The 26,865-nt window shown below is 41.0% G+C and carries 28 protein-coding genes and 1 pseudogene; 2 read left to right on the forward strand and 27 right to left on the reverse strand.

Features of this window, described 5'->3' with window-relative positions; all coding sequences use genetic code 11:
* The first annotated feature begins 98 nt into the window (after nucleotides 1-98).
* Entirely contained in the window at nucleotides 99-1,754 is a 1,656-nt protein-coding gene (pavA, locus tag AB2B49_RS05680; RefSeq protein WP_320691994.1) for an Rqc2 family fibronectin-binding protein PavA, read from the forward strand.
* Nucleotides 1,755-1,786: 32 nt separating this feature from the next.
* Here the strand turns inward: pavA and deoD are convergent, their stop codons facing one another.
* The 9 genes from deoD to AB2B49_RS05725 all read right to left on the reverse strand — a co-directional run bounded on the left by deoD (nucleotide 1,787) and on the right by AB2B49_RS05725 (nucleotide 9,631).
* Nucleotides 1,787-2,497: a purine-nucleoside phosphorylase gene (gene deoD, locus AB2B49_RS05685; RefSeq protein ID WP_049505945.1), complete on the reverse strand. Its 711-nt coding sequence runs from the start codon at nucleotides 2,495-2,497 to the stop codon at nucleotides 1,787-1,789.
* A gap of 222 nt (nucleotides 2,498-2,719) precedes the next feature.
* A complete protein-coding gene (locus AB2B49_RS05690; protein ID WP_049505716.1) occupies nucleotides 2,720-3,430 on the reverse strand; it encodes a type 1 glutamine amidotransferase in 711 nt (236 codons plus the stop codon).
* A gap of 4 nt (nucleotides 3,431-3,434) precedes the next feature.
* Nucleotides 3,435-4,244 carry a purine-nucleoside phosphorylase gene (locus AB2B49_RS05695; protein ID WP_049505715.1) on the reverse strand — a complete coding sequence of 270 codons (810 nt, stop codon included), beginning with the start codon at nucleotides 4,242-4,244 and terminating at the stop codon, nucleotides 3,435-3,437.
* Nucleotides 4,241-4,801, reverse strand: coding sequence for a DUF1697 domain-containing protein (locus tag AB2B49_RS05700; RefSeq protein ID WP_049505714.1), 561 nt, complete (start codon nucleotides 4,799-4,801; stop codon nucleotides 4,241-4,243). The genes AB2B49_RS05695 and AB2B49_RS05700 overlap by 4 nt, the downstream gene beginning before the upstream one ends.
* A 1-nt stretch (nucleotide 4,802) precedes the next feature.
* Nucleotides 4,803-6,014: a phosphopentomutase gene (locus tag AB2B49_RS05705; protein ID WP_049505713.1), complete on the reverse strand. Its 1,212-nt coding sequence runs from the start codon at nucleotides 6,012-6,014 to the stop codon at nucleotides 4,803-4,805.
* A gap of 23 nt (nucleotides 6,015-6,037) precedes the next feature.
* Nucleotides 6,038-6,721: a ribose-5-phosphate isomerase RpiA gene (rpiA, locus tag AB2B49_RS05710; protein ID WP_049505712.1), complete on the reverse strand. Its 684-nt coding sequence runs from the start codon at nucleotides 6,719-6,721 to the stop codon at nucleotides 6,038-6,040.
* Nucleotides 6,722-6,826: 105 nt separating this feature from the next.
* Nucleotides 6,827-7,756, reverse strand: coding sequence for a peptidase U32 family protein (locus AB2B49_RS05715; RefSeq protein ID WP_049505711.1), 930 nt, complete (start codon nucleotides 7,754-7,756; stop codon nucleotides 6,827-6,829).
* Between the two features lie 125 nt (nucleotides 7,757-7,881).
* Nucleotides 7,882-8,562, reverse strand: coding sequence for an ABC transporter ATP-binding protein (locus AB2B49_RS05720; protein ID WP_000209231.1), 681 nt, complete (start codon nucleotides 8,560-8,562; stop codon nucleotides 7,882-7,884).
* Between the two features lie 13 nt (nucleotides 8,563-8,575).
* Nucleotides 8,576-9,631, reverse strand: coding sequence for an ABC transporter permease (locus tag AB2B49_RS05725; protein WP_049505710.1), 1,056 nt, complete (start codon nucleotides 9,629-9,631; stop codon nucleotides 8,576-8,578).
* Nucleotides 9,632-10,017: 386 nt separating this feature from the next.
* Between AB2B49_RS05725 and AB2B49_RS05730 the strand changes: the two genes are divergently transcribed.
* Entirely contained in the window at nucleotides 10,018-10,302 is a 285-nt protein-coding gene (locus AB2B49_RS05730) for a DUF3270 domain-containing protein (protein ID WP_049479726.1), read from the forward strand.
* Nucleotides 10,303-10,365: 63 nt separating this feature from the next.
* Here the strand turns inward: AB2B49_RS05730 and AB2B49_RS05735 are convergent, their stop codons facing one another.
* The 18 genes and pseudogenes from AB2B49_RS05735 to gloA form a co-directional block, all read right to left on the reverse strand.
* Nucleotides 10,366-11,703, reverse strand: coding sequence for a sensor histidine kinase (locus AB2B49_RS05735; RefSeq protein WP_049505709.1), 1,338 nt, complete (start codon nucleotides 11,701-11,703; stop codon nucleotides 10,366-10,368).
* A complete protein-coding gene (ciaR, locus tag AB2B49_RS05740) occupies nucleotides 11,693-12,367 on the reverse strand; it encodes a two-component system response regulator CiaR (protein ID WP_000590630.1) in 675 nt (224 codons plus the stop codon). The genes AB2B49_RS05735 and ciaR overlap by 11 nt, the downstream gene beginning before the upstream one ends.
* A 130-nt stretch (nucleotides 12,368-12,497) precedes the next feature.
* Nucleotides 12,498-12,839: a hypothetical protein gene (locus AB2B49_RS05745; protein WP_049505708.1), complete on the reverse strand. Its 342-nt coding sequence runs from the start codon at nucleotides 12,837-12,839 to the stop codon at nucleotides 12,498-12,500.
* A 161-nt stretch (nucleotides 12,840-13,000) separates the two neighbouring features.
* Nucleotides 13,001-13,804: an SDR family NAD(P)-dependent oxidoreductase gene (locus AB2B49_RS05750; RefSeq protein WP_000502736.1), complete on the reverse strand. Its 804-nt coding sequence runs from the start codon at nucleotides 13,802-13,804 to the stop codon at nucleotides 13,001-13,003.
* A gap of 14 nt (nucleotides 13,805-13,818) precedes the next feature.
* Nucleotides 13,819-14,145 carry a DMT family transporter gene (locus AB2B49_RS05755; RefSeq protein ID WP_009013481.1) on the reverse strand — a complete coding sequence of 109 codons (327 nt, stop codon included), beginning with the start codon at nucleotides 14,143-14,145 and terminating at the stop codon, nucleotides 13,819-13,821.
* A 50-nt stretch (nucleotides 14,146-14,195) separates the two neighbouring features.
* Nucleotides 14,196-14,480 carry a helix-turn-helix domain-containing protein gene (locus AB2B49_RS05760; RefSeq protein ID WP_049505707.1) on the reverse strand — a complete coding sequence of 95 codons (285 nt, stop codon included), beginning with the start codon at nucleotides 14,478-14,480 and terminating at the stop codon, nucleotides 14,196-14,198.
* A 181-nt stretch (nucleotides 14,481-14,661) separates the two neighbouring features.
* On the reverse strand, nucleotides 14,662-17,202 hold the full coding sequence (locus AB2B49_RS05765; RefSeq protein ID WP_320691995.1) for a M1 family metallopeptidase: 2,541 nt from the start codon (nucleotides 17,200-17,202) through the stop codon (nucleotides 14,662-14,664).
* 121 nt (nucleotides 17,203-17,323) lie between these two features.
* Nucleotides 17,324-17,765: pseudogene (locus AB2B49_RS05770) on the reverse strand (ASCH domain-containing protein).
* Entirely contained in the window at nucleotides 17,762-18,610 is an 849-nt protein-coding gene (locus AB2B49_RS05775) for a putative PEP-binding protein (RefSeq protein ID WP_071850856.1), read from the reverse strand. Before AB2B49_RS05775 ends, AB2B49_RS05770 begins: the two are co-directional and overlap by 4 nt.
* 41 nt (nucleotides 18,611-18,651) lie before the next feature.
* Nucleotides 18,652-19,380: a GNAT family N-acetyltransferase gene (locus AB2B49_RS05780; RefSeq protein ID WP_000418697.1), complete on the reverse strand. Its 729-nt coding sequence runs from the start codon at nucleotides 19,378-19,380 to the stop codon at nucleotides 18,652-18,654.
* Between the two features lie 7 nt (nucleotides 19,381-19,387).
* Nucleotides 19,388-19,867, reverse strand: coding sequence for an NUDIX hydrolase (locus tag AB2B49_RS05785; protein ID WP_049505703.1), 480 nt, complete (start codon nucleotides 19,865-19,867; stop codon nucleotides 19,388-19,390).
* 10 nt (nucleotides 19,868-19,877) lie between these two features.
* A complete protein-coding gene (locus tag AB2B49_RS05790; RefSeq protein WP_320691996.1) occupies nucleotides 19,878-20,576 on the reverse strand; it encodes a 3-oxoacyl-ACP reductase in 699 nt (232 codons plus the stop codon).
* Complete coding sequence (locus AB2B49_RS05795) at nucleotides 20,569-20,805, reverse strand: DUF2829 domain-containing protein (RefSeq protein ID WP_000141924.1); 237 nt, start codon at nucleotides 20,803-20,805, stop codon at nucleotides 20,569-20,571. The genes AB2B49_RS05790 and AB2B49_RS05795 overlap by 8 nt, the downstream gene beginning before the upstream one ends.
* Nucleotides 20,806-20,896: 91 nt before the next feature.
* Entirely contained in the window at nucleotides 20,897-21,940 is a 1,044-nt protein-coding gene (locus AB2B49_RS05800) for a DNA/RNA non-specific endonuclease (RefSeq protein WP_049505702.1), read from the reverse strand.
* Between the two features lie 166 nt (nucleotides 21,941-22,106).
* Nucleotides 22,107-24,359 carry a glucosaminidase domain-containing protein gene (locus AB2B49_RS05805; RefSeq protein ID WP_049505701.1) on the reverse strand — a complete coding sequence of 751 codons (2,253 nt, stop codon included), beginning with the start codon at nucleotides 24,357-24,359 and terminating at the stop codon, nucleotides 22,107-22,109.
* Between the two features lie 110 nt (nucleotides 24,360-24,469).
* Entirely contained in the window at nucleotides 24,470-25,456 is a 987-nt protein-coding gene (locus AB2B49_RS05810; RefSeq protein ID WP_180367607.1) for a dihydroorotate dehydrogenase, read from the reverse strand.
* A complete protein-coding gene (locus AB2B49_RS05815) occupies nucleotides 25,419-26,219 on the reverse strand; it encodes a dihydroorotate dehydrogenase electron transfer subunit (RefSeq protein ID WP_049505699.1) in 801 nt (266 codons plus the stop codon). Before AB2B49_RS05815 ends, AB2B49_RS05810 begins: the two co-directional genes overlap by 38 nt.
* Nucleotides 26,220-26,465: 246 nt before the next feature.
* Nucleotides 26,466-26,846, reverse strand: coding sequence for a lactoylglutathione lyase (gloA, locus tag AB2B49_RS05820; RefSeq protein WP_049505698.1), 381 nt, complete (start codon nucleotides 26,844-26,846; stop codon nucleotides 26,466-26,468).
* Nucleotides 26,847-26,865 lie beyond the last annotated feature (19 nt).

Genomic DNA, 26,865 nt, shown 5'->3' on the forward strand with positions numbered 1-26,865 from the left:
CTCGATTCTCTTTACTTGGCTTTATTATACCACATTTCCATGATTTTATTCTACCTTTTTGATATAATACTATGGAATACAATCACAAGGAGAGAACGATGTCATTTGACGGATTTTTTTTACACCACATGATTGAGGAATTGCGAAGAGAGTTGGTCAATGGTCGCATCCAGAAAATCAATCAACCTTTTGAACAAGAGTTGGTCTTGCAAATCCGCAGCAATCGCCAAAGCCATCGCCTGCTCCTCTCTGCTCATCCCGTTTTTGGTCGCATCCAGCTGACCCAAACAACCTTTGAAAATCCAGCCCAACCTTCCACTTTTATCATGGTTTTGAGAAAGTATTTGCAGGGTGCCCTGATTGAGTCGATCGAGCAAATCGAAAATGACCGTATTGTGGAAATCACAGTTTCCAATAAAAACGAAATTGGAGATCATATCCAGGCGACTCTGATTATAGAGATCATGGGCAAACACAGTAATATTCTTCTCGTGGATAAAAGTAGCCATAAAATCCTCGAAGTCATCAAACACGTCGGCTTTTCACAAAATAGCTACCGCACCTTGCTCCCCGGATCGACCTATATCGCTCCCCCAAGTACCGAATCTCTCAATCCTTATACTGTCAAGGATGAAAAGCTCTTTGAAATCCTACAAACCCAAGAACTGAAGGAAAAAAATCTTCAAAGTCTCTTTCAAGGTCTAGGACGTGATACGGCAAATGAATTGGAAAACATTCTTGTCAGTGATAAACTGTCTACTTTCCGAAACTTCTTCGGGCAAGAAACCAAGCCTTTCCTAACGGAGACTTCTTTCAGCCCAGTTCCTTTTGCAAATCAGGTGGGAGATCCTTTTGCCAGCCTTTCTAACTTGCTGGACAACTACTATAAGGACAAGGCTGAACGGGACCGAGTTAAACAGCAAGCCAGTGAACTGATTCGACGTGTTGAAAATGAACTTCAGAAAAATCGACATAAGCTGAAAAAACAAGAAAAAGAATTACTGGCAACAGACAATGCTGAGGAATTTCGCCAAAAAGGGGAATTGTTGACAACCTTCCTCCACCAAGTGCCTAATGACCAAGATCAGGTTACCTTGGACAACTACTACACCAATCAACCTATCACCATTGCGCTTGATAAGGCCTTGACTCCCAGTCAGAATGCCCAACGCTATTTTAAGCGTTACCAGAAACTCAAAGAAGCTGTCAAATACCTGACTGAGCTAATTGAAGAAGCCAAGGCTACCATTCTCTATCTAGAAAGCGTGGAAACCGTCCTCAACCAAGCTGGACTGGAAGAAATCGCTGAAATCAGTGAAGAATTGATCCAAACTGGCTTTATTAGAAGACGCCAACGCGAGAAAATTCAGAAACGCAAAAAACCAGAACAGTATCTGGCGAGCGATGGCAAGACCATCATCTATGTCGGACGAAACAACCTGCAAAATGAGGAATTGACCTTTAAAATGGCCCGCAAGGAGGAACTTTGGTTCCATGCCAAGGACATTCCTGGAAGCCACGTCGTCATCTCAGGAAATCTTGATCCATCTGATGAAGTTAAAACAGATGCGGCAGAACTAGCGGCCTACTTTTCCAAAGGGCGCTTGTCAAATCTAGTTCAGGTAGATATGATTGAAGTGAAAAAACTCAATAAACCAACTGGTGGCAAACCCGGTTTTGTAACCTACACAGGACAAAAGACCCTCCGCGTTACACCAGACCCAGAAAAAATCGCATCTATGAAAAAATCCTGATTCCACTTGAAATCAGGATTTTCTTTTACATTTTACTCTGCAATCAAGGTTTCCAAGCCGACCTTCATCATATCGGTGAAAGTGTTTTGGCGTTCTTCTGCAGTAGTGTCTTCATCTGGATTGACCAAGCTATCAGAAATGGTCATGATAGCAAGTGCATCAACGTGGTGTTGGGCAGCAAGATAGTAAAGGGCTGCTGCTTCCATTTCCACTGCCTTAACTCCCCATTTACCAAGTTCGATGTTCTTTTCAAAGTAGTTTGAATAAAAGACATCTGATGACAAAACGTTCCCAACGTGGGTGGTCATACCAAGTTCTTTGGCGATATGGTAGGCCTTGTCAAGCAAATCAAAGCTAGCGATTTGTGGAAAATCATACTGTGGCCAGTCGTTGCGGATGATGTTTGAGTTGGTTGCAGCTGCTTGCGCCAAAACCAATTCACGGACATGAACATCCTCGTTTAACGAACCCGCAGTTCCCACACGGATCAGTTTTTTCACACCATAGTCCACAATCAACTCACGCGCATAAATCGAAATAGACGGCATTCCCATCCCAGTTCCCATGACCGATACACGGTGACCCTTGTAAGTACCAGTGTAACCAAACATGTTACGCACTTCATTAAAACAAACAGCATCTTCAAGGAAGTTCTCCGCAATAAATTTCGCACGAAGAGGATCTCCAGGAATAAGAATTTTATCAGCAATTTCACCCTGCTGAGCAGCAATATGGATAGACATGTTTAAGATATAAAGGGCGACAGAGAACAAAGGAAAAATAGGAAACTGACGACACATCGCAGATGTTAGACAGTTTATCTTTTTTACACAGTTCTCCGCCCGTATTCAGTTCAGTGAATACAAGGAGCCCATCCTTTCTTTCTTGATTTTAAAATTAAATATTTCACAGAACAATTAGCCCGAGTTTGACTATAACTCAGATACTCTGCCTTTCTGTAGTTCCTAGTTTACCAATGAATCTAAAAATGCATACAGTTTTGCATTCATTTCAGAATAATCGTTTCCACGTAATTCTTCTGGTGTTTGAACAAAAGGCAACTTTTCACTTTGCTCTCTTAATTTCTCCTCACCATCCGCAACAATCAATAATTCTACTGCGTCTGGATCAAATTCCAAATGAGCCTGAAAGGCATAATGTTTCGGACTGAAGCGAATAATTTGGCGTGGACAACCTTGACTGGTCGCCAAGACGACAGCTTCATCTGTCAGTCCTGGCATATCACCGTGCCAGTGGCCGGTTTCTATGTTTTTTCCGAACAAGCTGACATGAGGATCTGTTAGACCTTGCATCGTCAATGTCACAGGATAAACGCCGATCTCGCGCTCTGGACTATGTTCATACTTCGCACCATAGGCGACAGATAGGAGTTGCGCACCAAGACAGACACCAACAATATAGATATCTGCAGCAATCGCTTCTTTCATAAAAGCAAGCTCAGCCTTTGGATCATAGTATGGGAAGTTTTCTCTATCCTCATCAGGTGATTGAGGACCACCCATGACAATCAGAAAATCAATCCCGTCAATTGTTTCAGGAAGAGGTTTTTTTTCATAAACCTTTGTTGATGTAATTTGATGACCTCGTTCTATAGCCCATTTTAGATATGCGCCTGGAACCTCAAATGTCTCATGTAAAATAAAGTGAACTCTCATGACATTACAATTCAGCAAGAATCGCTTTCAGCAAGCCTTTGAAGTCGCCTTTGACACGTTCAGTCACTTCTACAACCTCTTCGTGATTGAGTTCTTCTTGGAAACCAGCAGCATGGTTCGTAATACATGAAATACCGAGAACTTTCAAGCCTGAGTGGGCAGCCACAATCACTTCAGGAACAGTGGACATACCAACTGCATCTGCTCCCAGTGTCTTATAGGCACGGATTTCTGCTGGAGTTTCATAAGTCGGACCTGTTACACCAATATAGACACCTTCATCAAGCTTGATACCAAGTTTCTTAGCCACTTCATGGGCAGTAGCACGGTATTCTGGTGTGTAGGCTTTAGACATATCAGGGAAACGTGGACCAAAGTCATCCAAGTTTTCACCCATCAATGGATTTTGACCTGTCATGTTGATATGGTCTGAGATAGCCATCAAAGTACCAGGACCATAGCCAATACCACCAGCTGCATTGGTTACAATAACACCTTCACATCCGAGTACTTTCATCACACGAACTGGGAAAGTCACGACCTCAAGAGGATTGCCTTCGTAGAAATGGAAGCGTCCTTGAAGAGCCAAGACCTTGCGCCCTGAAAGTTCACCATATACCAATTTCCCAGCGTGTCCGACGACTGTAGAGCGACCCCAGTTTGGAATGTCTGCATAGTCTACTACAACTGGATTTTCGATTTCTTCTGCCAATTCTCCAAGTCCTGATCCAAGGATTAGACCGAACTCAGGCGCTTGGATTCCCTTGTCTTTCAGGAAAGCAGCTGTTTCCTTGATTTTATCTAAAAATGTCATTGTGTGTCTCCTTTATTATTTTTTAACATTTGACCGATTTTGTCAAAGGTTTTGGCATTGCGAATGGTGATGTTGCGATAGAAAGGCATCTTGAGCAAGTACTTGTGATAGGCAGTTGCATAGTAAGATTCTTCAGAGAATTTCCCCCAGAAAATCCCAAGTCTTCCAAAATGAACCACTTCATCTTTCAGTTCCAAACTGTTCACTTTCTCGATGACTTGATCCACATCCAAGTTCTCCGTGTAGAAGAGCACATCTTTTCGAGCCAAGTCTTTGGACCACCAATCTGGCAGATTCTCCAGCTCTGCTTCATAGTCTTCCTGACTCAGCAAGGAAAAGCTCTGAATAAATGGATAATGGACTTCAAAGAAAGTCTCTAACTTTTCAACCAATTGGGCTTTGTCATCTGTCGAAGTAAAGAAAATATTGCCACTGTTGATGTAGGTTTCAACTTTTTCCAGTCCCAACTTTGTCAATTCTTGACGAAGCTCCGCCATGACAACCTTATTCTTCCCACCGACATTAATGCCCCTTACCAGTAAAGCATATCGCGTCATCTTATACCAATTTATCTAAGAAACTTTCACCAATCATGGCAGTTTCAACACCAAAGTTATCCGCAACTGTTGCTGAGATATCTGCAAAATGTCCAACTGGAATGACACCATTTCCTTTAAAGGAAGGACTGTAAGCCAAAAGTGGAATATATTCGCGAGTGTGGTCTGTTCCTGCATAGGTTGGGTCATTTCCATGGTCCGCAGTAATCAAAAGAAGGTCGTTTTCTCTCATTGCTGCGATAATTTCAGGCAAGCGCTCATCAAACTCATGCAAGCAATCACGGTAACCATGAGCATTGCGGCGGTGTCCATAAAGGGCATCAAAGTCAACTAAGTTTGTGAAAGAGAATCCTTTTTCAAACTCAGCAAGTCCCATGGTCTTCAATAATGTATCAATTCCGTGGCTGTTTGACTTGTTGTGACCCATGTCGTGGTTGATACCAGCGCCGTTAAAGATATCGTTGATTTTACCAACAGCGTAAGTATCGATACCTGCTTCGTTCAATTTATCCAAAACGGTTGGTGCAAATGGAGAAACGGCTAAGTCACGACGATTTGCTGTACGAGTGAAGTTTCCTGGCTCACCAACATATGGACGGGCAATGATACGACCTAGAAGAGCAGGACGCTCAAGGGTAATCGAACGAGCGTATTCACAGATACGGTACAATTCATCCAAAGGAATGATGTCTTCGTGGGCAGCAATCTGCAAAACAGGGTCAGCTGAAGTATAGATAATCAACTCCCCAGTTTTCATCTGACGTGGTCCGAAATCATCGATAACAGCTGTTCCTGAGTATGGTTTGTTGGCTTCACGAATGACCTTGCGTCCTGAAAATTCTTCGATCTTTGTCAGGATTTCTTCTGGGAATCCGTTCCAGAAAGTATCGAAAGGCTCGGTAATGTTGAGTCCCATGATTTCCCAGTGACCAGTCATGGTGTCCTTACCTAGAGATACTTCTTCCAATTTTGTTGCATAACCTGTTGGATTGCTTTCAGCTGGTACAGTCTTCAGCGGCGTTTCGCGAGGAATATTTCCTAGACCGATTTTAGCCATGTTTGGCACATTCAAACCAACTGTTTTTGAAATGTGTCCCAGTGTGTCAGAAGCTCCATCTGGAACTCCTGCATTGACAAAGTTATTGGCATCCGGCGCAGCACCGATTCCCACAGAATCCAGTACCACCAAGTGAATACGATTAAATTTTGACATAGTGTATCTCCTTATTATGTTGATTAGTTTGCTTTTGTTGAAGTTAAAATCTGAACCCCATCTCGTCCCGCTACGATGACCTTATCCACCATTTGGTTAAACAAGCCGTGCTCTACGACACCAACGACATGGTCCAATTCTTGCCCGAAGGCAATTGGATCTTCAATGACATCCAAAGCTAGGTCAATGATAAAGTTCTGCATATCGGTCACAAAACGTTGGCCGTCTTTTTCACGGAAACTTGGTTTATAGCCAGCTCGCTCAAACCGACGAAAGACCTGTTCTGCACCATACTGAACCACTTCTACTGGCAATTTAAAAGCACCTAGTTTCTCTACCAGTTTGCTTTCATCTACCACCCAAATGTATTCTTTTGAGGGCGTTGCGACAACCTTCTCCATCAGAAGGGCACCACCACCGCCTTTAATCCCGTTAAACTGGCTATCTACTTCATCCGCCCCGTCAACCGTCACATCGACAAAGTCTACTTGATCAATCGACTTGAGCGGGATGTTAAGACCTTCAGCCTGTTTACTGGTCACACTGGAAGTCGTTACAGCAGTAATCTGCAAACCTTCTTCCTTAATCCGACGGCCAATTTCTTCTACGAAATAGTAGGCAGTTGATCCAGTACCGAGTCCAACAACCATGCCATCCTTGACAAACTCAGCAGCCTTGATACCTGCCATCTTTTTCAGATTCTCCACTTAAACACCTCCATTAAAGAGCTATTTTTATTATAACATGTATCCGTTTTTATTTCATGGATACACTGGAAAAACCCGAACATTTTTATTTCGGGTTTTGGTGTCCTATTTAACCATATCAGGATCGTAATCATAGAATCCTGTGTCGAGGAAACGGTTTTTAGTGTGTAACTTGCGCACTTCCTCATCTAACAAGAAGGCTTGGTCATGGCTGAAATTCCCCTCTTGGATCAAGCCACGCGCTTGAATAAAGAGTTTAGCAATCTCAACAAAGTTCTGACCTGGTGTGTAAAGCCCTTCGAGTTTCCAGTGAGTAAAGCCATGCTCCACTAGTTCTGTCAATTTGGTCATCAAATCAAGGTCGTTATTTGCAAAGATGTGGGTACCATGATTGTCTTCAAAGATGGAATAGTGACTTTCTGGGTCACTCGGTTCTGCCAAGAAGAGGTCACGTTTACGTGTCTTTTCATCATCGATGTGCGTGAAGTTATAGTAGTTTTGCAAGAGCGGACGCTTAGAATGGTGAATGACACTAGCCCCATAAACCAATACTTCAGCAGGAATTTCCAAAATCTCAGGCATCTTGAAGAGTTCAGCAGATGGAATTTCACGCGCCAAAACCGCCTCAGATGCGCCAGCCTTTTGACCCCAGAAGTTAATTTGACGACTACTTGTTACCATGGTTGAAGCATCGTAAATGGTTTTAAAGGAATAGCCATCACGGTTTACCACGTAAAAGACACCTGCATCCCCAACAGTAATATAGTCTGTCTTGATTTCTTCCAAGAAGTCTAGGAAAGGCTTGATACGGTCCATCATATCTTGGTGCATGAGGGCATTAACCGCAACAATCAATTCTTTGCCTGCTTCATGAACGAGATTAGCGATGGTGCGTAACTCTTCATAACTAAAGGTCGTTGGCAGACGAAGACCAAAATCTTTTTCACCGACGTAGATACGGTCTACGCCAGCTTCGAGTAGTTGTTCAACTTGTTCAATACTTTCAGCAGTTGCTGTAATGATAATCTTTTCCATAAGAAAAATTATACCACATTTCTCAAAAATCAGCTATGGTTACTGAGAGTTTCACAAAAAGTTAAACTTGTTTCTATCTTTCCCAATCAAAAAAGTGAACAGTAACTTGTACCATTCACTCTATTTTATGCATGTGTTTCTTCAACTAGGTGGCCATCGTTCATGACATAAATACGATCAACCTTATCAAGAAGACGAGTGTCATGCGTAATCATAACAACTCCTCTACCTTGTTCATGGGCAATGGCAGCCAGCATCTCCGTTACTTGGTAGGCACGCTCAGTGTCAAGACTGGCTGTCGGCTCATCTGCAAGCACAATGCTTGGATTGTTATAGAGCGCTCTAGCAATCGCGGCACGCTGACGTTCGCCACCCGATAGAGCTTTGGGATAATGATTTTGAACTTTTTCCAAATCCAACAAGTCAAACAGCTCTTTTCGGTCACTTTTACTATTTTTTCCCTTATCTAGTCTGTCTATCAAATCCAGCTGTTCCTTGACCGTTAGAAAAGGAATTAAGTTTGAAGCCTGGAGAATGAAACCAAACTCTCTAAAACGGAGATCTGTTTTTTCCTTCTCCGTCAAACTGCCTGTTTCCTTCCCTTTGACTAGAATCTTTCCACTCGATGCTTCCTGAAGTTGTCCTAGAGTTGTTAGAAAGGTCGTCTTTCCAGAGCCAGAGGGCCCAACGATAGCTACGAACTCTCCCGCATTTAGCTGAAAATTCGTCTCATGCAGGGCTACGACTTTCATCTTTCCTTCCCCGTAAGTTTTTGTCACTTGATTCATTTCTATCAATGTTGTCATACTATTCTCCTTATCACTCTGCAATCGCAGTAATCGGGTCCACCTTTAGCAAGCGTGGAAGTGAAATGACACCACCTAGAAGGGCCATCAAGGAAATTACCAAACTTAGGACAGAATAGGCTATCCAACTTGGATAGAAAAAGAAGGTAGCTGGTAAGACTAAAATGACTCCTCCGATTGCCAGCAAGGCTAAAGCAATCCCCATACCAGCTAGGAGGAAGATTTGACAGAACAGAGACCATACAATGGTTTTGATCTGTATCCCTTGAGCTCGCATTATTCCATAAAGACCTAGTTTTTGGATGGTAATGATATAAACAAAAATCCCCACAATCAGGCCTGTGATAACAATCATAGCGAGAATCATTCCTGAAAATACATTAACCTGAGGTGTGTAACCAGGAATTTTCGAAATCATTTTTGGAATGGAAATCTGTTTCAGTCCGTCGCCAGTCACTTCTATGTCATTTTTCAATACCAAGGCAGAGATGAAACGATTGGCTTTCAAGGTTCCTTGTAAGGTCCAATAAGTTGTCAGGCTCGTAAAGACAACAGGCTCGGTGAAAAATTTATTTCCTTGAGTCAGGCCTACAATCTTGTAACTTGAATCGCTTCCATTGAGCTGAATGGCATCGCCTAGCTTCATCCCATAGTTCTCAAAAGACTGGTCCACGACAACCTCATCATCTCCTTCAGGATAACGACCTTCCGTCAAACTAGGAGAGATAAAAGCGTCCCAGTCTTGAGCAAAAATGGAAACATTGACCTTTTCACTACCATCGACTAGATTGGTTACAGCGAACATATAGCCCAGGGGAGCAGCCTCTTCAGAACTCTTATCCTTGTAGTCCTTTTCAGGAATAAAGGATGCTGTCAAATTATCATTTGCGTAGTCGGATAAAACGACACCCGTTGCTTGCCAATTATCAATAGCGGCCCGGTTGTTTCGCACAAGACCGAGAGCTAGACTGGTCATAAAAAAGACCATAAAAGCGATAAGAAAAATGGTCGTTAAGATCAAACTATATCGAAGTTTGTTTCGTAATATCTCTTTGATAGCAAGATACATGCTTATCTCCTTTAACATTTCCCAGAGGTAGCAAGAATGCCACCCAGTCCAATAGACAGAATCTCTGTCTTATCATCCATTCAAAACAACTCCTATCAATACTCTTCAAAAGTATTCAGGTAGCAACTTAACAAATCATCTTAGGAAAAAGCCTCAGCTTGCTATCAATTTATATAAGTTATCCTTACCTTTCTCAGTATATTTATAATATAGAAAGTTAGGTCATCTGTTTTTAAGTGTAACATCCATGCTATCATTTTCTCTAGTGGGTGTCAAGAAGAGCGACTTAGAGGATGATAAGAGACTTTAGTGTTTTTGTAACAATCCTGTAATAATTCTCTGCATAAAAAATGATAAAATAGTTATGTACTGTTAAGGAGAGAATCATGTCCGCAAGAAAACTAGAAGCTTATGAGTTTGAACAAGCTCCCGAATCGAAACAAACTCCGCTTTACCAAGATTACACACCAGAAGCCCCAGTCGGCCCTAACCTAAAAGAGATTTTATTTTTTGTAAATATCGCTTGTTTCTGTATTTTTATGGCACTTTTTAGTTTTATCTTTTTAGCCTTAAAATTGAACACAGCTTTATCATTTGTTGCTGCAATGGGTCTTAGTTTCGCCCTTTTACAACTTCAAAGAAAGATAATCAAACGAAAATTTTCAAAATAAAGGTTGGTACTACTACCAGCCTCTTTTCTAGTTATCAAAAAAGACAGTTATCTAACTGTCTTTTTATTTATTCTTACGTTTTGAAGGAGATTGGATAGCGATTTTAACTTCAAAAATTGTTCCTCTAGGTTTGTTATCTTTGACGCTAATCGTTCCTCGTAAGGCATCTACGATCTGCTTGGCCAAAGATAATCCAAGACCAAAGCCACCTTTCTGGCGGGTTCTCGCCTTGTCTACACGGTAAAATCGATCAAAGATTTTCTTCTTATCAGTAGCTGAGATTCCAATTCCATTATCCGTTACTGTTAGATAGAGGTGGCGATCTGTAGCATGGACTACAAACTCAATTTTCCCATCTTCTTCAGTATACTTGATGGCATTGTCAAATAAGATGGTCATGAGCTGTTTTAAGAGCAACTGATCGGTCATGAAGGGACGATAAATCCGATTTTCATACTCAAAAATACGATCATTTTCAGAAGCAATCAACTCATAGTTAGCAAAGGTCGTCTTAAAGAACTGTGGTGATACTTCTGCTATTTCTGGTTTGATTCCATCATCGCGACGTGCAAGGTTGAGAAGATTGGTCGTGAGGAAGCGCATGTTGCGAACTTCTTCAAGACTCGAAGCGATACTTTCGCTGGATTCCATAATCGTTGCCTCTGGTTTTCGAAAGAGATTTTCTAAACGATTTTGTAAAACGGCCAAAGGCGTTCTCAGTTCGTGACTGGCATTTTCAACAAAGGACTTCTGCTTTTGCATACTTTCCAGCAAAGGTTTGACACTGACACGTGCCAAGTAAACACTGGCAATTAAAGACAGGAGCCAGAAACTAGCCATGACTACAACAATTAAATGCTCGTGGTTTTGGCTGATTTGCTCGAGCTGGCTGGTATTGATTAAAACCGCCGCATATTTGACGTTGCTTGATACGGAGGAAGAATTGGTTTCCATCAAAATCATCCGGTAGGTTTCTTCCTGACCGTAGCTATTGACAACTTGGATTTGACGAATGTGATTCAACTCTTTCTTGTCCAGCTTAATCTTATCCAATCCTAAAAAGCGATTGCCCAGTAAGAGTTGGTTAAAATCCTTGTCAAAGAGCAAGACTTCCGTGTTGGAGCTGACATTGGGTTTGATTTCAGCCTTGCTGGCATCCGCTGTTGCTGGTTGAATATCCTTGACTTCCTCAGTTGCCCGATTCAGGGCTAACTGGATAACCGCTTGGGGACTACTACTAAGGGCTTGTAGTTTTTCATCTACAGAAGTGTAGAGACTCGAGTGCATGACCTGGAGGATAATCAAGGTCATAGCAGAGAAGATCAGGGTGAACACTCCAAAGTTTCGAATGAAATAGCTGAAATCATCTGCATACCATGTTTTTTTTAGTTTATTGAACATCTTTTAAAATATACCCGACACTACGCAAGGTTTGAAGATTTTCAGCAAAGGCTGTTCCCTTCAATTTCTTACGAACTTTTGAGACATAGACTTCTACAACGGAAATCGTCGTATCGCTATCAAACCCCCATAGACGGTCAAAAATTTGCGTCTTGGGAAGAATGACATTTTGATTTTGAAGGAAATAAACCAATAACTCAAACTCTTTTCCGAGTAGTTCCACAGGCGTGTCTTCCACCTTCACTTCATTCGTTGAAAGGTTGACGACAATATCTCCATAGGTCAAGGTGTTTTCGTTGAACTTACCTGAACGCTTGAGAAGGGCTTGGATCCGCATTTTGAGTTCTTCTAGATAGAAAGGTTTGGTGAGGTAGTCATCCGCTCCCAACTCAAAACCATGTCCCTTGTCATCCAAACTTTCCTTAGCGGTCATGATAAGGACTGGTGTCGTGATTCCTTTCTCACGCAATTCTTTCAGAACTTGGAAGCCATTTTTTTCAGGCAACATCAGGTCAAGCAAAATCAAGTCATAGACGCCACTTTCAGCTTCGTAGAGACCTTCTTCTCCATCAAAAACCTGCATGACATCTGCAAAATCATCTAAAAAGTCAAATACTGAGTTTGACAACCCTAAGTCGTCTTCTACTAGTAAAATCTTAATCATCTTGTTCTCCTCCTGCTATAAGATACTAATCAGCTTCATCTAAGGTTATTATAAAATAAAGAATTTTTGTATCATTTTTTGGATCTTAGTATAATTCTTTAATTATTATATCATGGCTTTAACAAATGGATTAAGATTTTGTAGTGTTTTCTTCATTATTTTGGTTAGAATTGATATCCTTGGCCTTCGTACTTCCATCTGCATTGGCTGGTTTCTTCTTAGAATTGCTACCGCCTTCTTGATTATTATTTCCTTGCGGCGGCTGTCCACCGTGACTTTGCATATTATTGCCATCTTGATTATCTTGCTGGGTTTTCGATGTTTGAACGGTCGACTGCTGATTTGTTGATTTTTGAGTCAAAGAACCGAATATATAACCACCAAGCAAGCCGACCACTAAAGAACCACTTGCTACTACTGATAGCCTCCACTTGGTGCTTTTTTCTACAACAATCATTTTCTCTTTATTCATTCTATATTTTTCTTTCTTTCTGCTTTAAGTTTCTGTGAAAAAATGAAGAAGCTCTACTTCATAAATTCACCACATCCTTTCTTTAGGCTACATACATCTTAATTATTTTTTCTTAAAGAATACTAAAAGATGAGAAAATTCTTAGAAAAATAATAGAAAATTTATCCAAAATATTTTTTTAAAATACGACCGTATCGTCTCAGTAAAAGATAATCCGCTATTGCTGGGGATAGAAGGTTTAATGTTGTAAAAATCTTTGTACCTTGTCCCATCAAAATCACTCTTTTACGAGATTTTATACCTTTAAGTAAAGCTTGGGTTACTTGATTTGTACTTGATATAGAGATCCCCATTTCTCTCCAAACTGGATGATAAGGCTTTTCTGATGGTGTGTCTGCTGCATTGGGGCAAAAATAAGTTATATGCATCTTTTTCTGCTCCTGTATTAATTCTCGGTTCATTGATTCGATAAAAGAAAAAAGTCCGGCGCGGCTCGCCACATCTACACTATAATAGGGGAAGGCCAGCCTACCATCTGCAAAACCTCCTGAATGCACAATGGTTGCTCCTTTTTGATTTTTTAACAAAGGTAAAAAATGTTTGCTGACAAGGATAGCCCCTATTAGGTTAATCGTCATAGTTTGATTGATCTCCTCCTCAGAGTGAGATAATAAAGATTTTCGTACATCAAATCCCGTTGCATTAATAACAATATCTATATTACCCGACCACTTTTGAACTTCAGACACTGCAACTTTAATAGAAGTTTCATTCGTTATATCTACTGAGCAAATCGGAATCTTGGAAGCAATATTCTCAGAAAAACTGGCTAATTTATTCATATTGCGACCTAAAAGAAATAAATGAGCACCTGCTTGAAAAAAAGCTTGTGTATAGGCTTGTCCCAAATTTCCACTGGCACCAATAATAACGACTCTTTTATTCTTAAAATAATTGTCACCCATAACATACTACCTCATTAGTGAACCTTTTGTGATAGGTTTAATATAACAAGCCCCACAATAACTAAAGCAATTCCCAAGAGACTTGCGAACGTTACTTTTTCATGAAAAAGCAAAATAGATAGCACAGTTGTTCCAACCAAACCAACACCAGACCAAATAGCATAGACTAGATTTAGTTGTATGCCTTTCAAAGACAAAGATAGAAAGAAAAAACACAAGCCATACAAAACTAAAGCAAGAATCCCAAAAAGCATTTTCGAAAAACCTTGCGACAGTTTTAACAGACTTGTGGCAGCTATTTCAGATACAATAGCAAGAGTTAAATAAACGTAAGACATCATTGTCCTCCTAGAATCAATAGAATTGAAAAGCTAGTCGGAAAACAATTGATTTAGCGATGAGTGGAAGCGAAGCAGGTCCAAAGTGTACAAGCATTAGCTAAAATCATAGACTTGATCTTTGAATTCTTGTAAACAGGAATCTTTTTTCGTCCACATAACTCATCTAAAGAGATCTGATAAAAATCAGCTAAGCGAATCAAACTATGACTATCTATAATTGTTTTATCATTTTCCCAATTTGAGATAGTTTGACGAGTCGTCCCCAGACATTCTGCTATTTGATTCTGACTGTAGCCATTTTGTTCTCTAAATAATTTTAATTGTTTTCCTAACATCTGCATTTCCTCTTTATATTATTCTTTTCTTCACGAATTGGCTAGACGAAATTCTTTAACATCCTATACAATTCTAGGTAAAATTTCTTTGACATTGCTATTATAACACGATTTTCAGGATGGACACTTTATACTGACTTCCAAAAAACAGCAGATTGCAAGATCCGCTGTTTTTTATCTATTACTTACTTGCTTTCAAAACCTTTTCTACTGCTGCTTTTTCACGCTTAATCAAATCAACACGCGCTGCAATTTCCTTGATTCCCATACCGATATTACGGCTAAGCGCAAGGTCAGAAAGTTGCGGTTCAAAGAATTCCTTGTACTCTGCCAAGCGTTGCTCTGTCTTAAATACGTGGGCAGGTAGGATAACAAAGCTATCAAAGCTCATATCCCCACCAAGAGCTGCCTTGATCCAATCCCAGTTTTCACGCGCCCAAGACCAAGATGTTCCCTGAGTTTTTTGATGAGCTAGGAACTGGTAATACCAAGCAGACAAGTCTTGTGGTTTCACGACAAATTTGTCCTTCCATGAACTAATCAGGGTTTGGATATTGTCGGCATCTGTACTGTATGCAAGAGCCGCTGACAGCTGACGTTTGAAGACCGCATCCGTCGCATGAGTATATAGGTCCAGATAGGTTGCGACCAAGTCTTTGGTCTCATGGTGTTTCATTTCATTGATGAGAACTTGAGCACGAATTGCTGCTGGAAGTCCTGCAAGATTATCCTTGTGAGCTGCAAAGATTTGGCTAGCAACTTGACTAGCTTCTGCATCATTAGAGCGAATCATCATAGAAACGGCCAACTGACGAACCAATTCATCTTCATCTGATTCCCCGTCTTTGGCTTCAAAGCCAAGACGGTCATAGTTGTGACGAGCCAATTTAGCAACGAGTGTATTAAAGGCTTTCTCAGTTTCTGTTCCTTCATCGATAAAGCGCTCAAGGGCAGCAATCACTTGAGAAACAGCTGAAACGACAAGGTAAGATTCTTCCTTAGCAAGTTTATCAAGGACTGGGAGCAAGTCTGCATAAGAAATGTGCCCTGCTTCAGCAAGCAAACGACGTTCTTGAACGATTTGTAGTTTGCTTGTATTATCAAGTGTTTCTAGCTCAGCAAGAACAGCTTCTAACAAGTCTCCTTGATAGTCTGTAATATAGTGGGCAGTATTTTCAGTATTGAGACGAAGAGCTCCTTCATTTTCAGCAAGAAGAGCTGCGTAGCCAGAGATTTCGATACTTTCAGTTTCGAGTGTATCTGGCAAACCTTTCCAGTTGCTGTTGAGTGGCACCACCCAGAGGCGGTTCTTGTCTTCGTGCTCACCGATGAAGAATTGTTTTTGCGAAATCTTCAAGACATCATTTTCAACTTTGACAGTGAGAACTGGATAACCAGGCTGTTCCAACCAAGAATCCATGAAGGCTGCAACATCACGTCCTGATGCTTGACCAAGGGCATTCCAAAGGTCACGACCAATGGTGTTGCTGTATTGGTGTTTTTCAAAGTAAGCATGCAAACCTTTAGCAAAATCCGCATCACCTAGCCAACGGCGAAGCATGTGCATGAGACGGCTTCCTTTGGCATAGACGATAGCGCCATCAAAGAGCGTATTAATTTCATCTGGGTGTTTGACTTCGACGTGGACAGACTGAACACCATCCGTCGCATCGCGTTCAAGAGCGTGAGGTACTCCACCTGTTTGGAAGTCTTCAAAGATATTCCAACTTGGCTCGATGGCATCCACACAGACGTATTCCATCATGTTTGCGAAGCTTTCATTGAGCCAAAGGTCATCCCACCATTTCATAGTAACGAGGTTACCAAACCATTGGTGGGCCAACTCATGTGCCACAACAAGAGCAACTTGTTGACGACTGGCAAAGGTTGAGTTTTCATCTACAACCAAGCAAACTTCACGGTAAGTGACAAGACCCCAGTTTTCCATAGCACCAGCTGAGAAGTCAGGCAGGGCGATGTGAAGTGATTGAGGAATTGGGTACTTAACTCCATAGTAATCTTCGTAAAACTCGATTGAGCGAACAGCGATGTCTAATGAGAAATCAAGGTTAGATAGTGGATGGGCTTTGGTTGAGTAAACACCTACGAGGGTACCGTTTTTAGTTTTAGCCGTTACCCCTTGCAAATCACCTGCAACAAAAGCTAATAAGTAAGAAGACATGCGAGGTGTTGTCTCAAACTTCCAGATGCCTGTTTCCTTACGGTTTTCCACATCAATCTCAGGCATGTTTGACAAGGCCACTTCACCTTCTGCTTGGTCAAAACGGAGAGCGAGGTCAAAAGTTGCTTTGGCTTCAGGCTCATCCACACATGGGAAGGCTTCACGCGCAAAATGGCTTTCAAACTGAGTAGACAAGACTTCCTTCTTGATACCATCAACTGTGTAGTAAGAAGGGTAAATCCCTGTCATGTTGTCTGTAATTTTTCCTGAAAAAGCAATGACCAATTCAACTTGACCAGCCTCAGCCAATTCGATATGAAGGGCTTCATTTTCATGATCAACTGTAAATGGACGAGCTTGACCCGCAACTTCTACAGAAGCGATTTCCAAATCTTTTTGGTGAAGGGAAATACGGTCAGTCTTGGCTTGACCAGTGATGGTCACCTTCCCAGAAAAGGTCTTGGTCTCACGACTCAAGTCTAAAAATAAATCATAGTGTTCAGGAACAAATTGCGTAATAAAATGTTCAACTGCTTGCATAGTTTTCTCCTATTCTAAGTTTAAGAGTTTTACTCTTATTCAAACAAACTTATTATATCATGTTTTGCTTAAGAAAAAAGGATTGGACGGTGATTTCCAAAACTTTCTTCCTCCTAGCGGTCTACAGTGGGTAGACTTTACGAAATTCTTCTAAAACAACCTTGCTGTCAGGCGTAAAAGTTAGTCCTGCCTTTTCTCAGCCACTCGGCGAAACAGTCCTCATGAACCTGACGCCAATAGGCGAGGGATTTGTCACCTTCCCCTTCCTTAAAGGCATGTTCAGCAGAAACTTGATTAAAGGGTTCGACAGAAATCTTTGTAATTTCGACAATGCAAACAGCCTGATCTTGACTGTCTAGAATAACATCGAAGGTCCCTTCTTGCGGAAGAGGTTCGTCCTCTATTGCATAAAGATCATAGGCTGAGGCAGTTGCCGTCTTTTCGCCTTTTAAAACCAAGTCTGCCAAGAGATCGGCTTCCACTCCAAAAGCCCAAGCATCTATCTCATCTCCAATAGAGGGGTTGATTTGCTTATACGCATTCCACATTTCTTGCGGTGTCATGGGTTGCTCCTTTGTAATTTTTTACTTAATTCTTTTACACGTTTGAGGTGGTCTGGATGGTCAATCTCTAAATCAAAAATCTCTGGAATAGAACTGTAGTGGATAATGCATTTGATACCCATCTGATTCATTTTTTGTATGAAGGAAAAGTTCAGATAACCTGCTACAGCCAAGTCAATCTTTTTCATCCTTGCTTTATCCTGCATATCTCTCAGCATATCTAACATTATTGGACTTTCCATATCATGCCATTGACTATTTCTCACAGTCGCAAAAACAAAAGAAGTCAAATCATTCATTCCAACTACAATCTTTGAAATACCAGTTTCCAGTATCCTGTCCAAGTCAAAATAAGCTGACGGTAATTCAATCATTGTGCCGACTTTTCCAGTAAAACCATGCTCACGCAATACTCTAATAGCTTGCTTTAACTGCTCAGAATTATTGACAAAAGGAAAAATAACAGACAAATTGGGATTTGTTTGATAAACTTCTGTAACGACATGTGCCTCAGCCTGAAATTCATCAGGACACGCCAGCAAACGCCTAGTTCCTCTATATCCAAACAAGGGATGATTTTCATCAAAATGCTCTTTAGTTCCCTCTAAACAATTAGCTTCTGTATTTGTTAACTCTGAAAAACGATACCAAACCTCTTCATCTGAGTACAAGGAGCAAATGGTGTCTAGATAATCTTTTACAAATTGCTGACAACTTGCTAATAGGATGTTTTGATTAAGCTCTCTCAACAAATATTCCCCACGAATCATACCAACATGATGCAATAATTGAGGGTAAACTTTTTCAACAATTTGTTCGCCACTAAGAGCAAGTTGGTTTTGCATAGCCATTCACCTCGTCTTAAAACATACAATATCAGATATCATTATATGATACCTTCCTCTAGTTCAAAAGCTTCATAAGGTTCAAATAACTCATATCCTAAAAATTCTGCTACTTTTTTGGAAGCCTCGTTATGAGCATCCCAAAGTGGAAACATATCTCTATTTAAACTCTCCAGAATCATTGTAGCACCAAGCTTTTTAGCAAATCCATTTCCTTGTTCGTTTGGTCTAGTTGCAACTTCCACTTCAACTGCTCCACGGTAAACTAACCCTGAGGAAATCCCAGCAATCAGTTCATTATTTTTAAGAATCACAAAGCCAAATCCACCCTTTAAAACAAAATCCTGATAGGACTCAAAATCCCCCTGTAAATCTTGTGACCATTCTTCCTCAGAAAAGCAGTTATAAATATGATTATCAATAGGCACAATATTGTAATCTTCCTCTAAGTGAGTAACTAGACCATTTAGAAATTCAACTTGAAAATTTGCCTTATCTTTAAAAGAATAGCGAGTAAAAGAATTTAGCTCCACTTTCCGATGTAGAAAATCTTGCCAATTAGTATCTTCTGAAATAATAATCTTATAATCTAAACCGTATTTCCTAACAAAATCTTCCCAAAATCTGGAATCCAACTCCCCTGCTAGGTATAGAAAATTTCCAACATCATAAAAGCTTGTTGTCCTATCACTGTTTCGGTAGACAGTTCCGATTTGAGATTTAAGACCATAAAGAACCATATTTTTCTTCCATGTTTTAAATAGTTCCATTATCCCCCTACTTCACCTTCCAATTCATATACAAGGTCTTGTCCAGTTCTGGAAATCCTAATAATTCAGACTTAACCTTCAAGACTAATGGTGATGCATTTTCTTCTGTGATTTTCTGAATATCCATCCAAATATATCCGAGTGAATCATTCGCACCATCAGGCACAGCTTCCGAAATCGTAACTTGAGGCTCCTTCTCGTTGACCTCAATATCATAAAATGCCATGATATGGTGAACCATAAAATTTTTCAACTCTTCCCTGACGAAAACATCGTAGATTCGAGGATTGGAGTAGCTTCTAACAGTAAATCCTGTCTCTTCCATAACTTCTCTAATCAGCGTTTCCGTCAGTCCTTCACCAAGTTGCTGACTGCCTCCAGGTATATCATAACGATGTTGATAAGGGCCTCTCGTTTTTTCAATGCAGAGTAATTTCCCATTTTCAAAGCAAACAGCATAGACTCCAAAGTGTTTTTTGATTTCCATCCAACTCCTCCTACTTCAAACTCCAACCACCATCAATGGTCAGGATTTGTCCTTGCATGGCGCTCGCTTTTCCACTTGCTAAGAAAAGGCTAACCTCTGCTACTTCCTCTGGCTCAATCCAGCGCTTGATTGGCGTTTCACTAGCTACCCAGTCTGCTAATCCACCGGGTTCAAAGTCCGCAGCGGTCATAGCTGTCTTGACTGCCCCTGGAGCAATCCCAAAGACCTGAATACCAGTCTCAGCATAGTCTAGAGCCAACTGCTTGGTAAAGCCAGCTAAGGCGTGCTTAGACGAGGTATAGGCGTGACCACCTCCGCCAGCTAGACTTGAAGCAATCGAACACATATTGATGATGATTCCTTTTTTATTTTCCAACATTTGTGTAAAATAATGCCGAGTCAACTCAACAGGAGTCACGTAGTTGATTTCAAAAATCTCTTGAATTTCCTGCGCTGATTGTTCCAATAAGGGTTTGTAAGCATCCAAAACTCCTGCAGTATTGCACAAAACATCCACCCGAGGGCACCAGTCAAAAACAGGTTTCAAGTCCAAGGTCAAATCTCTCTGTAAAAAGTAGAAATCACCCTCTAAGAGTGGATTTTCACCTTGGTCCACTCCATATACTTGATACCCCTTCTCTAAAAAGAGTCGGGCTTGAGCCAGACCAATCCCTGAACTCACTCCCGTAATCAATACACGTCTAGTCATGCACTTCTACCCAATCCGTCGCCAAAACATCACAAGGTGTCGGGCTCCACATGGAAAAACCTTCCCCTTCTCCAGACACGTTGATGAGGAAATAAGGCGTCACTTCAAGTGCAACCCCGTTTTGCTCGATAGTGTCAAAGAGTTGGACATAGTTTTCAGCCCCTCCCCAACCAGTTCGTACATATTTTTTCTTGTCCTTTAACCCAGGCAGGATTTCTTCAAAAGTCATGTTGTTCTCCTTTAATGCTACATTCTTCATTTAATTATAACAAAAAACCGTTTTCCAACGGCTTTTTGACTGTATATCTGCTAAATTCTTCCTACCACTGCAATCCGGCTTCTCTAATTTCTTTCTTAGAAGCAAATTTCCCATTTGGTCTGTGCCATCTTCCGTTTTTATCTCTAAAGTAGCCACCTGAATTTGTTGATTGCGAGTTTGATTCCTGGCTTTCTTCCTGTTCTTGTGCGGCTTTGCGAGCTTTTTCCTGTTCTTCTTCTTTTGCTTTCTTTTCAGCTGCTTCTTTTTCTTCAGCCTCTTTCTTGGCTTTTTCCTCAGCTTCCTTCTTAGCCTTTTCTTCAGCTTCTTTTTTAGCTTTTTCTTCTTTGTTTTCAACTGTATTTTTAGCCGTACCGTCCAAGTAATTGATTTCCGCATTAGCTGAAACATTGTCTAAAACGACATGCGTCACTGAATGCTGATCAACCTTTTCTTTACTACCACCTAGTTTGATTTCCAAGAGTTTGCTGTTTTCATCGATTCCCACATACTGCAATTCAATCTGTCTCGGAATCAATTCATCTTTCTGATAGATTGGAGTCACCTTATAGTCAAGATAGTAGTTTGGGTGATTAGCCAACCAAGAGTCCAATCGATTTTCATAATAAAGCATACTTTCTTGATTAGTATTATCTGTACCATAATAAGTTCCAGCATTGAGCCAGTTAGTCATAGGGACCAAGTTTTTCTTTTCATCATTCAATCCACTAAATTGGTACCCAATCAAATGGCCTCGATTCATTAACCAAGCCTTTTTAGAACCATCTCCATAGTAAAAATTATAGTTATGCCAACCAACTGGATTATAACTTATCTTAGGCTCTCTCTTCTCAGTTGGCTCATCGCTGTCCTTAAGTTGAATATGAGCACCCGTTGCGCGTGATTTAGAATCCAATTCCCCAAGTTCTAGTTGTTTCTCATTTTTAAAAGGCAAGAGTCCAGCTTCTTTAAACAACTTTTCATCGAACTTGATTTGCTTCTGTTCAATTTTTTCTTCTGGGACCTTTGATTCCGCCTTATGTTTAGAACAAGCAACTAGTGTTGTGATTGAAAGCAAGGCAATTGAGAAGGATAGTAGCTTTTTCATAAAAGTCTCCTTTTTATATAGTAATTAGATTAATATCTCCTCTTACATTTTACTATCATTTTGTTAATTGTTCAATAATAAAAAGACTGTTATTATACTATTTATCCTCCAATGTTCAAAACAAAAACGATAACCACTTTTTCAGTAGTTACCGTTGATTTTTTGATTAGTCTCTTCCACCAAGTTTGCTATTGATAGTCATCATGATGCTGGCAATCTTCTCACCCCAGTATGGATCAGAAGCATAGCGAACATTCATTCCAGTTGCCTTGTTTCCAAGGTGGTCTCTGCCGTAGTCGATGTAATTCTCACGAATCCACTTGGCAGCTCCTAGAATCCCTTTATCCACATTATCAAAGCTCTTGGCTGAGAGATATGGGCTCGTATCATAGGCAGCAATACCAAAGAAGTTGTTCTTATCTCTGGCAATTTGACTGCGACCCCAAGCACTTTCAAGGGCACTATGGGCCATCAAGTAAAGGGCATTGACACCATAACGTTCTTCAGCCTCTTTGAAAGTCGCTCCTTTACCTGCTAGAGGACTATCCTGCAAGTTCATCATCGAATACAGTTTATCCAACTCAGCTGCACTATAATTACTTGGTTCTCTTAAGTTTTTATAGAGGAAAGGATTTTTAATGGTAAAGCCATCAAAGTGCTCTCCATCAGTTGAGTAGTACTTCTTACCAATAACCATAGCAGAGGTGTGTGGAGCTACTTTGATACTCGTATATGGAGATAGTTCATGGTAGAGGAATTTCCCATCACTAGTATAATGAGGGATAAACTCGCTACCTTCATCTACTGCTGTTAAATCACTTTGATTCATATAGCCAGACAAGCCAGAAATCGAAACTGCAAGTCGCCCGCCTTTTCGCGTCGAGCTATCCAGTGAAACAATGCTTCCTTGGTTAATGTAACTCAAGATTTCTCCAGATGCACTATAGACATAGGCAGTGATTGGTTTAACTTTGTAATATTTGGTTTTATCCGCAACATGCCATCTACCAGAAGCATCCAAGGTATGACCATCCACAGTTTCATTTTTTGCCATATAACCGCCTGATTTAAGGTAGTACCATGATTGGTCGGATGAATCGTAGATTAATTCTTTTTCAGCCATCTTTCCATTTGACTTGAGGTAGAACCAGTTATTCTTGTACCATACCCACTCACTCGCAGCCATATAACCACCAGATTTGAGATAGTAGTAACCATTATCCCAGAGCCATTCTTTATTGGCATAATTTCCATCAGAGTTGATATAGAACCATGAGTTATAATTCTTATCAAAGAGCCATCCTTTACCAGCTTTTGATCCACTACTTGTCACATAACTACGGTCAATCCAAGTTTCCGTAGAGAGGTAGCCACCAGATTTGAAATGGTAATCCTTTCCTTTGATGGTTTGCCAACCTTTTTCAGCATAGGTTCCGTCAGCTTTCAAGTAAAACCAAGAGTTATAATTCTTGTCAAAGAGCCATTCCGATTTCAATTTAGCTCCACTCTTCGCAACATAGAAACGATCTATCCAGCGCTCGGTAGAAAGATAGCCGCCTGATTTGAAATGGTAATCTTTTTCTTTAATCGTTTCCCAGCCTTTTTCGGCATAGGTTCCGTCAGCTTTCAAGTAAAACCAAGCATCATAATTCTTATCAAAGAGCCATTCCGATTTTAATTTAGCTCCACTCTTCGCAACATAGAAGCGATCAATCCAACGTTCAGTAGAAAGATAACCACCTGATTTAAAATGGTAGTCCTTCCCATCTATAGTTAACCACCCATTTTCAGCATAGGTACCGTCTTGTTGAAGGTAGAACCAACTGCTATAGTTGTCATCATAAATCCAGGCTTGTTTAACCTTATGACCATTTTCTGATATATAATTCTTACCAAGCCAGGCATTTTTCAGCATTTTACCTTGTGAATTGATGTAGTACTGGTTCTCCCCTTGAGTGATCCACTCATCTTTGGCCATTTTCCCGTCTTCTTTAAGGTAATATTTTTCTTGACCTTGTTGAATCCATTCTTTTTGAGCTTTCTGACCATCAGACTTGAGATAATACCAGGATTCTTGTTCCTGATTAAATACCCACTGTTCCTTTGCTTTAGCACCACTTTCAGTCACATAGTACTGGCCAATCCACGTTTTTGTAGCTAATTTTCCAGCTTCGTTAAAATAGTAATCTTTACCACCAACTGTCAACCAGCCGTTCTCAGCACGATTTCCATCAGCTGTTAAATAAAACCAGGCCTGTTGCGTTTGATCATAGATCCATTGGTTGGTTGCTGGTTTCCCGTCTGCTTTGAGGTAGGTCTTTCCTTGCCAAGTTCCCTCTTCTGCTTTTGCTGTCTCCACTACAGTAAAAAAACACCCCAATAAGCCAGCACTTACTAGGGCCACTTTCCATCGTTTCATTTAAAAGCTCCAATAACGTTTTCTAATCCCTATTGTAACATAGTTAACTGACGGAAATATTACAAATTGATGAAGATTCTATTTCTTGTTGACGATAAGGAGGACCTAGCTTATCTCAGACTGGCTTTGACTTCCTGACGGAGATCTTCCAAGCTGCTAATGCCATATTTGTCCATGACTTTTGGTAGATGTTCGATGATATCAGGACAGGCATAAGGATTGGTAAAGTTGGCTGTTCCAACTCCGATGGCAGATGCCCCAGCCAGATACATTTCTAGCGCTGCTTCAGCCGAATCCACTCCCCCCATTCCAATGATGGGCAGGTCTGTTGTTTGGGCTACTTGGCGGATGAGTTTGAGGGCTACTGGAAAGACTGCTGGACCTGACATTCCACCTGTTCCATTGGCTAGGATTGGCTTTCTAGTTTTGAGGTCAAAGCGCATACCGACTAGAGTATTGATCATGGTTAAGCCACTTGCTCCTGCATCTTCTGCGGCTTTAGCAATAGTGACAACATCCGTTACACTAGGGGTTAACTTGACATAGACTGGTACATGGGAAGCTTCCACAGCCGCTTTTACCACTTCATAAGCTAGATCAGGATCTTGCCCAATCAAAAGTCCATGATTGCCATGATCCACATTCGGACAAGAGATATTAAGCTCGATAGCTTTTACATTTGCAGCCTTGGAAATCCCCTGAGAAACGGCAGCGTACTCTTGTTTTGAAAAGCCTGCAACATTTGCGATGATGGGAAGCGTAGGATACTCTCTTTCCAGCCAAGGCAACTTTTCAGCTAAAACAGCTTCTAAACCTGGATTTTGCAAACCGATTGCATTGAGCATACCTGCAGGCGTTTCTGCCACCCTAGGAGTTGGATTGCCAAAACGGGGTTCTAGAGTCGTTGCCTTGATCATAATAGAGCCTAAAAGGTCCAAATCATAGTACTTGGAATATTCCTGACCAAAACCAAAACAGCCTGATGCTGGTATGATAGGATTTTTCAAATCCAATCCCGGTAGAGAAACTTGTAAACGTTTGTTAGTCATGACTTTCTCCTTATAATACAACTGTTCCTGTACGGAAAACAGGGCCATCTTCACAGACGCGTTGACTAATTGTCTCACTATCTGGCACTTTTAGGACACAGGCATAGCAAGCCCCCATCCCACAAGCCATACGAGATTCTAGAGATAGATAGGCTCTTGGGTGATTATAAAATTTTTGATTGATGTACTTCATCATTCCAGGCGCTCCACATGAGTAAACAGCATCAAATTGACTGTCTAAGTCATTAATGACGACTGACACATTTCCCTTGATACCATATGAACCATCATCTGTCGTTACAAAGACCTGACCATATTGGGTCAATTCTGTTTCGAGAATCACAGCATCCTTGTTGGCAAAACCGAGGACTGTCACTACTTTCACCCCACGCGCATGCAATTCCTTGGCCACCTCAAGCAAGGGTGGAACACCGATTCCACCACCAACGAGGAGGACTTGACTCTGGTCGTCTAGGTCAGACAAGTCAAAACCATTTCCCTGAGGTCCCATCACATCAAGAGTATCTCCCTGACTTAAGGTTGAAAAAATAGCGGTCCCAGCCCCCTCAATCCGATAAATGAGGTGGCACTGCTTGTTTGCCTTGTCAATAGACGAAATTGAAATAGGACGGCGCAAGAGATGGGCATCATCAGGCACACGCAGATGAAGAAATTGACCTGCTCGCATGGCTTCAACCATCTCCCCTTCTAGGACTAATTCAAAGATTGCTGGCGCAATTTCCTCTTGTGCAACCACCTTCATGGTTTCCAAACGAATGGCACCCAAACGTTTCTTACATGTGGGATTCATGACTTTTCCTCCTTAAATTTAAGGGGACCAGATAAAGAAAAGGCCTTGCTAATGCAAGGCCTCAGTTGGGTTAGGCTAGAACTCATGCGCACACTTAAAAAGTCTCCACAGAGAGTCCCCTATCCCTTTTATCTGACACCTTGTGAGTCTCTCTGAACTCCCCTTAAAGGTTAAATTTGTATTAGTATACTCTTTCAAAGAAAAAAAGTCAAGTAGAAAACGAACATTCTACTTGATCTTACTGGATTATTTTTCACGAATGACTTCGACCTTGTAGCCATCCGGATCCTTGACAAAGTAATAGTTTGGTTGAGTTCCTGGAAGTCCATTAGGAGCTGTCACCTCATAGCCTTTAGCGCTATGTTCTTGATGTAGGGCCTCAAGATCAGGTGTGCTGAGAGCGATATGGGCGAAGCCATCTCCTACCACATAAGGACCGTGATCGTAGTTATAGGTCAATTCCAACTCGTAGTCATCACCCTCAAGTCCTAGATAGACAATAGTGAAAGTATGATCTGGAAAATCTCTGCGACGTAATTCTTTAAATCCAAAAGCATCTTGATAAAAAGCAATCGATTTTTCAAGGTTTTCTACTCGCAAGCAAGTGTGTAGCATTTTTGAAGCCATTTTCATTACCTCTTTCGTT

Source organism: Streptococcus jiangnanensis (assembly GCF_040888325.1).
Lineage (GTDB): Bacteria > Bacillota > Bacilli > Lactobacillales > Streptococcaceae > Streptococcus > Streptococcus jiangnanensis.

What these genes read in the sequence shown, in the direction of transcription:
- AB2B49_RS05760 (WP_049505707.1), bottom strand. Translation starts at nt 14,480, where the DNA reads ATGTTAGGAAAACAATTAAAATTATTTAGAGAACAAAATGGCTACAGT.
- AB2B49_RS05705 (WP_049505713.1), bottom strand. Translation starts at nt 6,014, where the DNA reads ATGTCAAAATTTAATCGTATTCACTTGGTGGTACTGGATTCTGTGGGA.
- AB2B49_RS05795 (WP_000141924.1), bottom strand. Translation starts at nt 20,805, where the DNA reads ATGACTTTTGAAGAAATCCTGCCTGGGTTAAAGGACAAGAAAAAATAT.
- AB2B49_RS05745 (WP_049505708.1), bottom strand. Translation starts at nt 12,839, where the DNA reads ATGAATAAAGAGAAAATGATTGTTGTAGAAAAAAGCACCAAGTGGAGG.
- AB2B49_RS05785 (WP_049505703.1), bottom strand. Translation starts at nt 19,867, where the DNA reads ATGGAAATCAAAAAACACTTTGGAGTCTATGCTGTTTGCTTTGAAAAT.
- AB2B49_RS05730 (WP_049479726.1), top strand. Translation starts at nt 10,018, where the DNA reads ATGTCCGCAAGAAAACTAGAAGCTTATGAGTTTGAACAAGCTCCCGAA.
- AB2B49_RS05800 (WP_049505702.1), bottom strand. Translation starts at nt 21,940, where the DNA reads ATGAAAAAGCTACTATCCTTCTCAATTGCCTTGCTTTCAATCACAACA.
- AB2B49_RS05805 (WP_049505701.1), bottom strand. Translation starts at nt 24,359, where the DNA reads ATGAAACGATGGAAAGTGGCCCTAGTAAGTGCTGGCTTATTGGGGTGT.
- pavA (WP_320691994.1), top strand. Translation starts at nt 99, where the DNA reads ATGTCATTTGACGGATTTTTTTTACACCACATGATTGAGGAATTGCGA.
- AB2B49_RS05700 (WP_049505714.1), bottom strand. Translation starts at nt 4,801, where the DNA reads ATGACGCGATATGCTTTACTGGTAAGGGGCATTAATGTCGGTGGGAAG.
- AB2B49_RS05780 (WP_000418697.1), bottom strand. Translation starts at nt 19,380, where the DNA reads ATGGAACTATTTAAAACATGGAAGAAAAATATGGTTCTTTATGGTCTT.
- AB2B49_RS05810 (WP_180367607.1), bottom strand. Translation starts at nt 25,456, where the DNA reads ATGGCCCTGTTTTCCGTACAGGAACAGTTGTATTATAAGGAGAAAGTC.
- deoD (WP_049505945.1), bottom strand. Translation starts at nt 2,497, where the DNA reads ATGTCTATCCATATTGCTGCTCAGCAGGGTGAAATTGCTGATAAAATT.
- AB2B49_RS05765 (WP_320691995.1), bottom strand. Translation starts at nt 17,202, where the DNA reads ATGCAAGCAGTTGAACATTTTATTACGCAATTTGTTCCTGAACACTAT.
- AB2B49_RS05790 (WP_320691996.1), bottom strand. Translation starts at nt 20,576, where the DNA reads ATGACTAGACGTGTATTGATTACGGGAGTGAGTTCAGGGATTGGTCTG.
- AB2B49_RS05720 (WP_000209231.1), bottom strand. Translation starts at nt 8,562, where the DNA reads ATGACAACATTGATAGAAATGAATCAAGTGACAAAAACTTACGGGGAA.
- AB2B49_RS05735 (WP_049505709.1), bottom strand. Translation starts at nt 11,703, where the DNA reads ATGTTCAATAAACTAAAAAAAACATGGTATGCAGATGATTTCAGCTAT.
- gloA (WP_049505698.1), bottom strand. Translation starts at nt 26,846, where the DNA reads ATGGCTTCAAAAATGCTACACACTTGCTTGCGAGTAGAAAACCTTGAA.
- AB2B49_RS05775 (WP_071850856.1), bottom strand. Translation starts at nt 18,610, where the DNA reads ATGCAAAACCAACTTGCTCTTAGTGGCGAACAAATTGTTGAAAAAGTT.
- AB2B49_RS05755 (WP_009013481.1), bottom strand. Translation starts at nt 14,145, where the DNA reads ATGATGTCTTACGTTTATTTAACTCTTGCTATTGTATCTGAAATAGCT.
- AB2B49_RS05715 (WP_049505711.1), bottom strand. Translation starts at nt 7,756, where the DNA reads ATGGAAAAGATTATCATTACAGCAACTGCTGAAAGTATTGAACAAGTT.
- AB2B49_RS05695 (WP_049505715.1), bottom strand. Translation starts at nt 4,244, where the DNA reads ATGACATTTTTAGATAAAATCAAGGAAACAGCTGCTTTCCTGAAAGAC.
- AB2B49_RS05750 (WP_000502736.1), bottom strand. Translation starts at nt 13,804, where the DNA reads ATGGGTGACAATTATTTTAAGAATAAAAGAGTCGTTATTATTGGTGCC.
- AB2B49_RS05690 (WP_049505716.1), bottom strand. Translation starts at nt 3,430, where the DNA reads ATGAGAGTTCACTTTATTTTACATGAGACATTTGAGGTTCCAGGCGCA.
- ciaR (WP_000590630.1), bottom strand. Translation starts at nt 12,367, where the DNA reads ATGATTAAGATTTTACTAGTAGAAGACGACTTAGGGTTGTCAAACTCA.
- AB2B49_RS05725 (WP_049505710.1), bottom strand. Translation starts at nt 9,631, where the DNA reads ATGTATCTTGCTATCAAAGAGATATTACGAAACAAACTTCGATATAGT.
- AB2B49_RS05815 (WP_049505699.1), bottom strand. Translation starts at nt 26,219, where the DNA reads ATGAATCCCACATGTAAGAAACGTTTGGGTGCCATTCGTTTGGAAACC.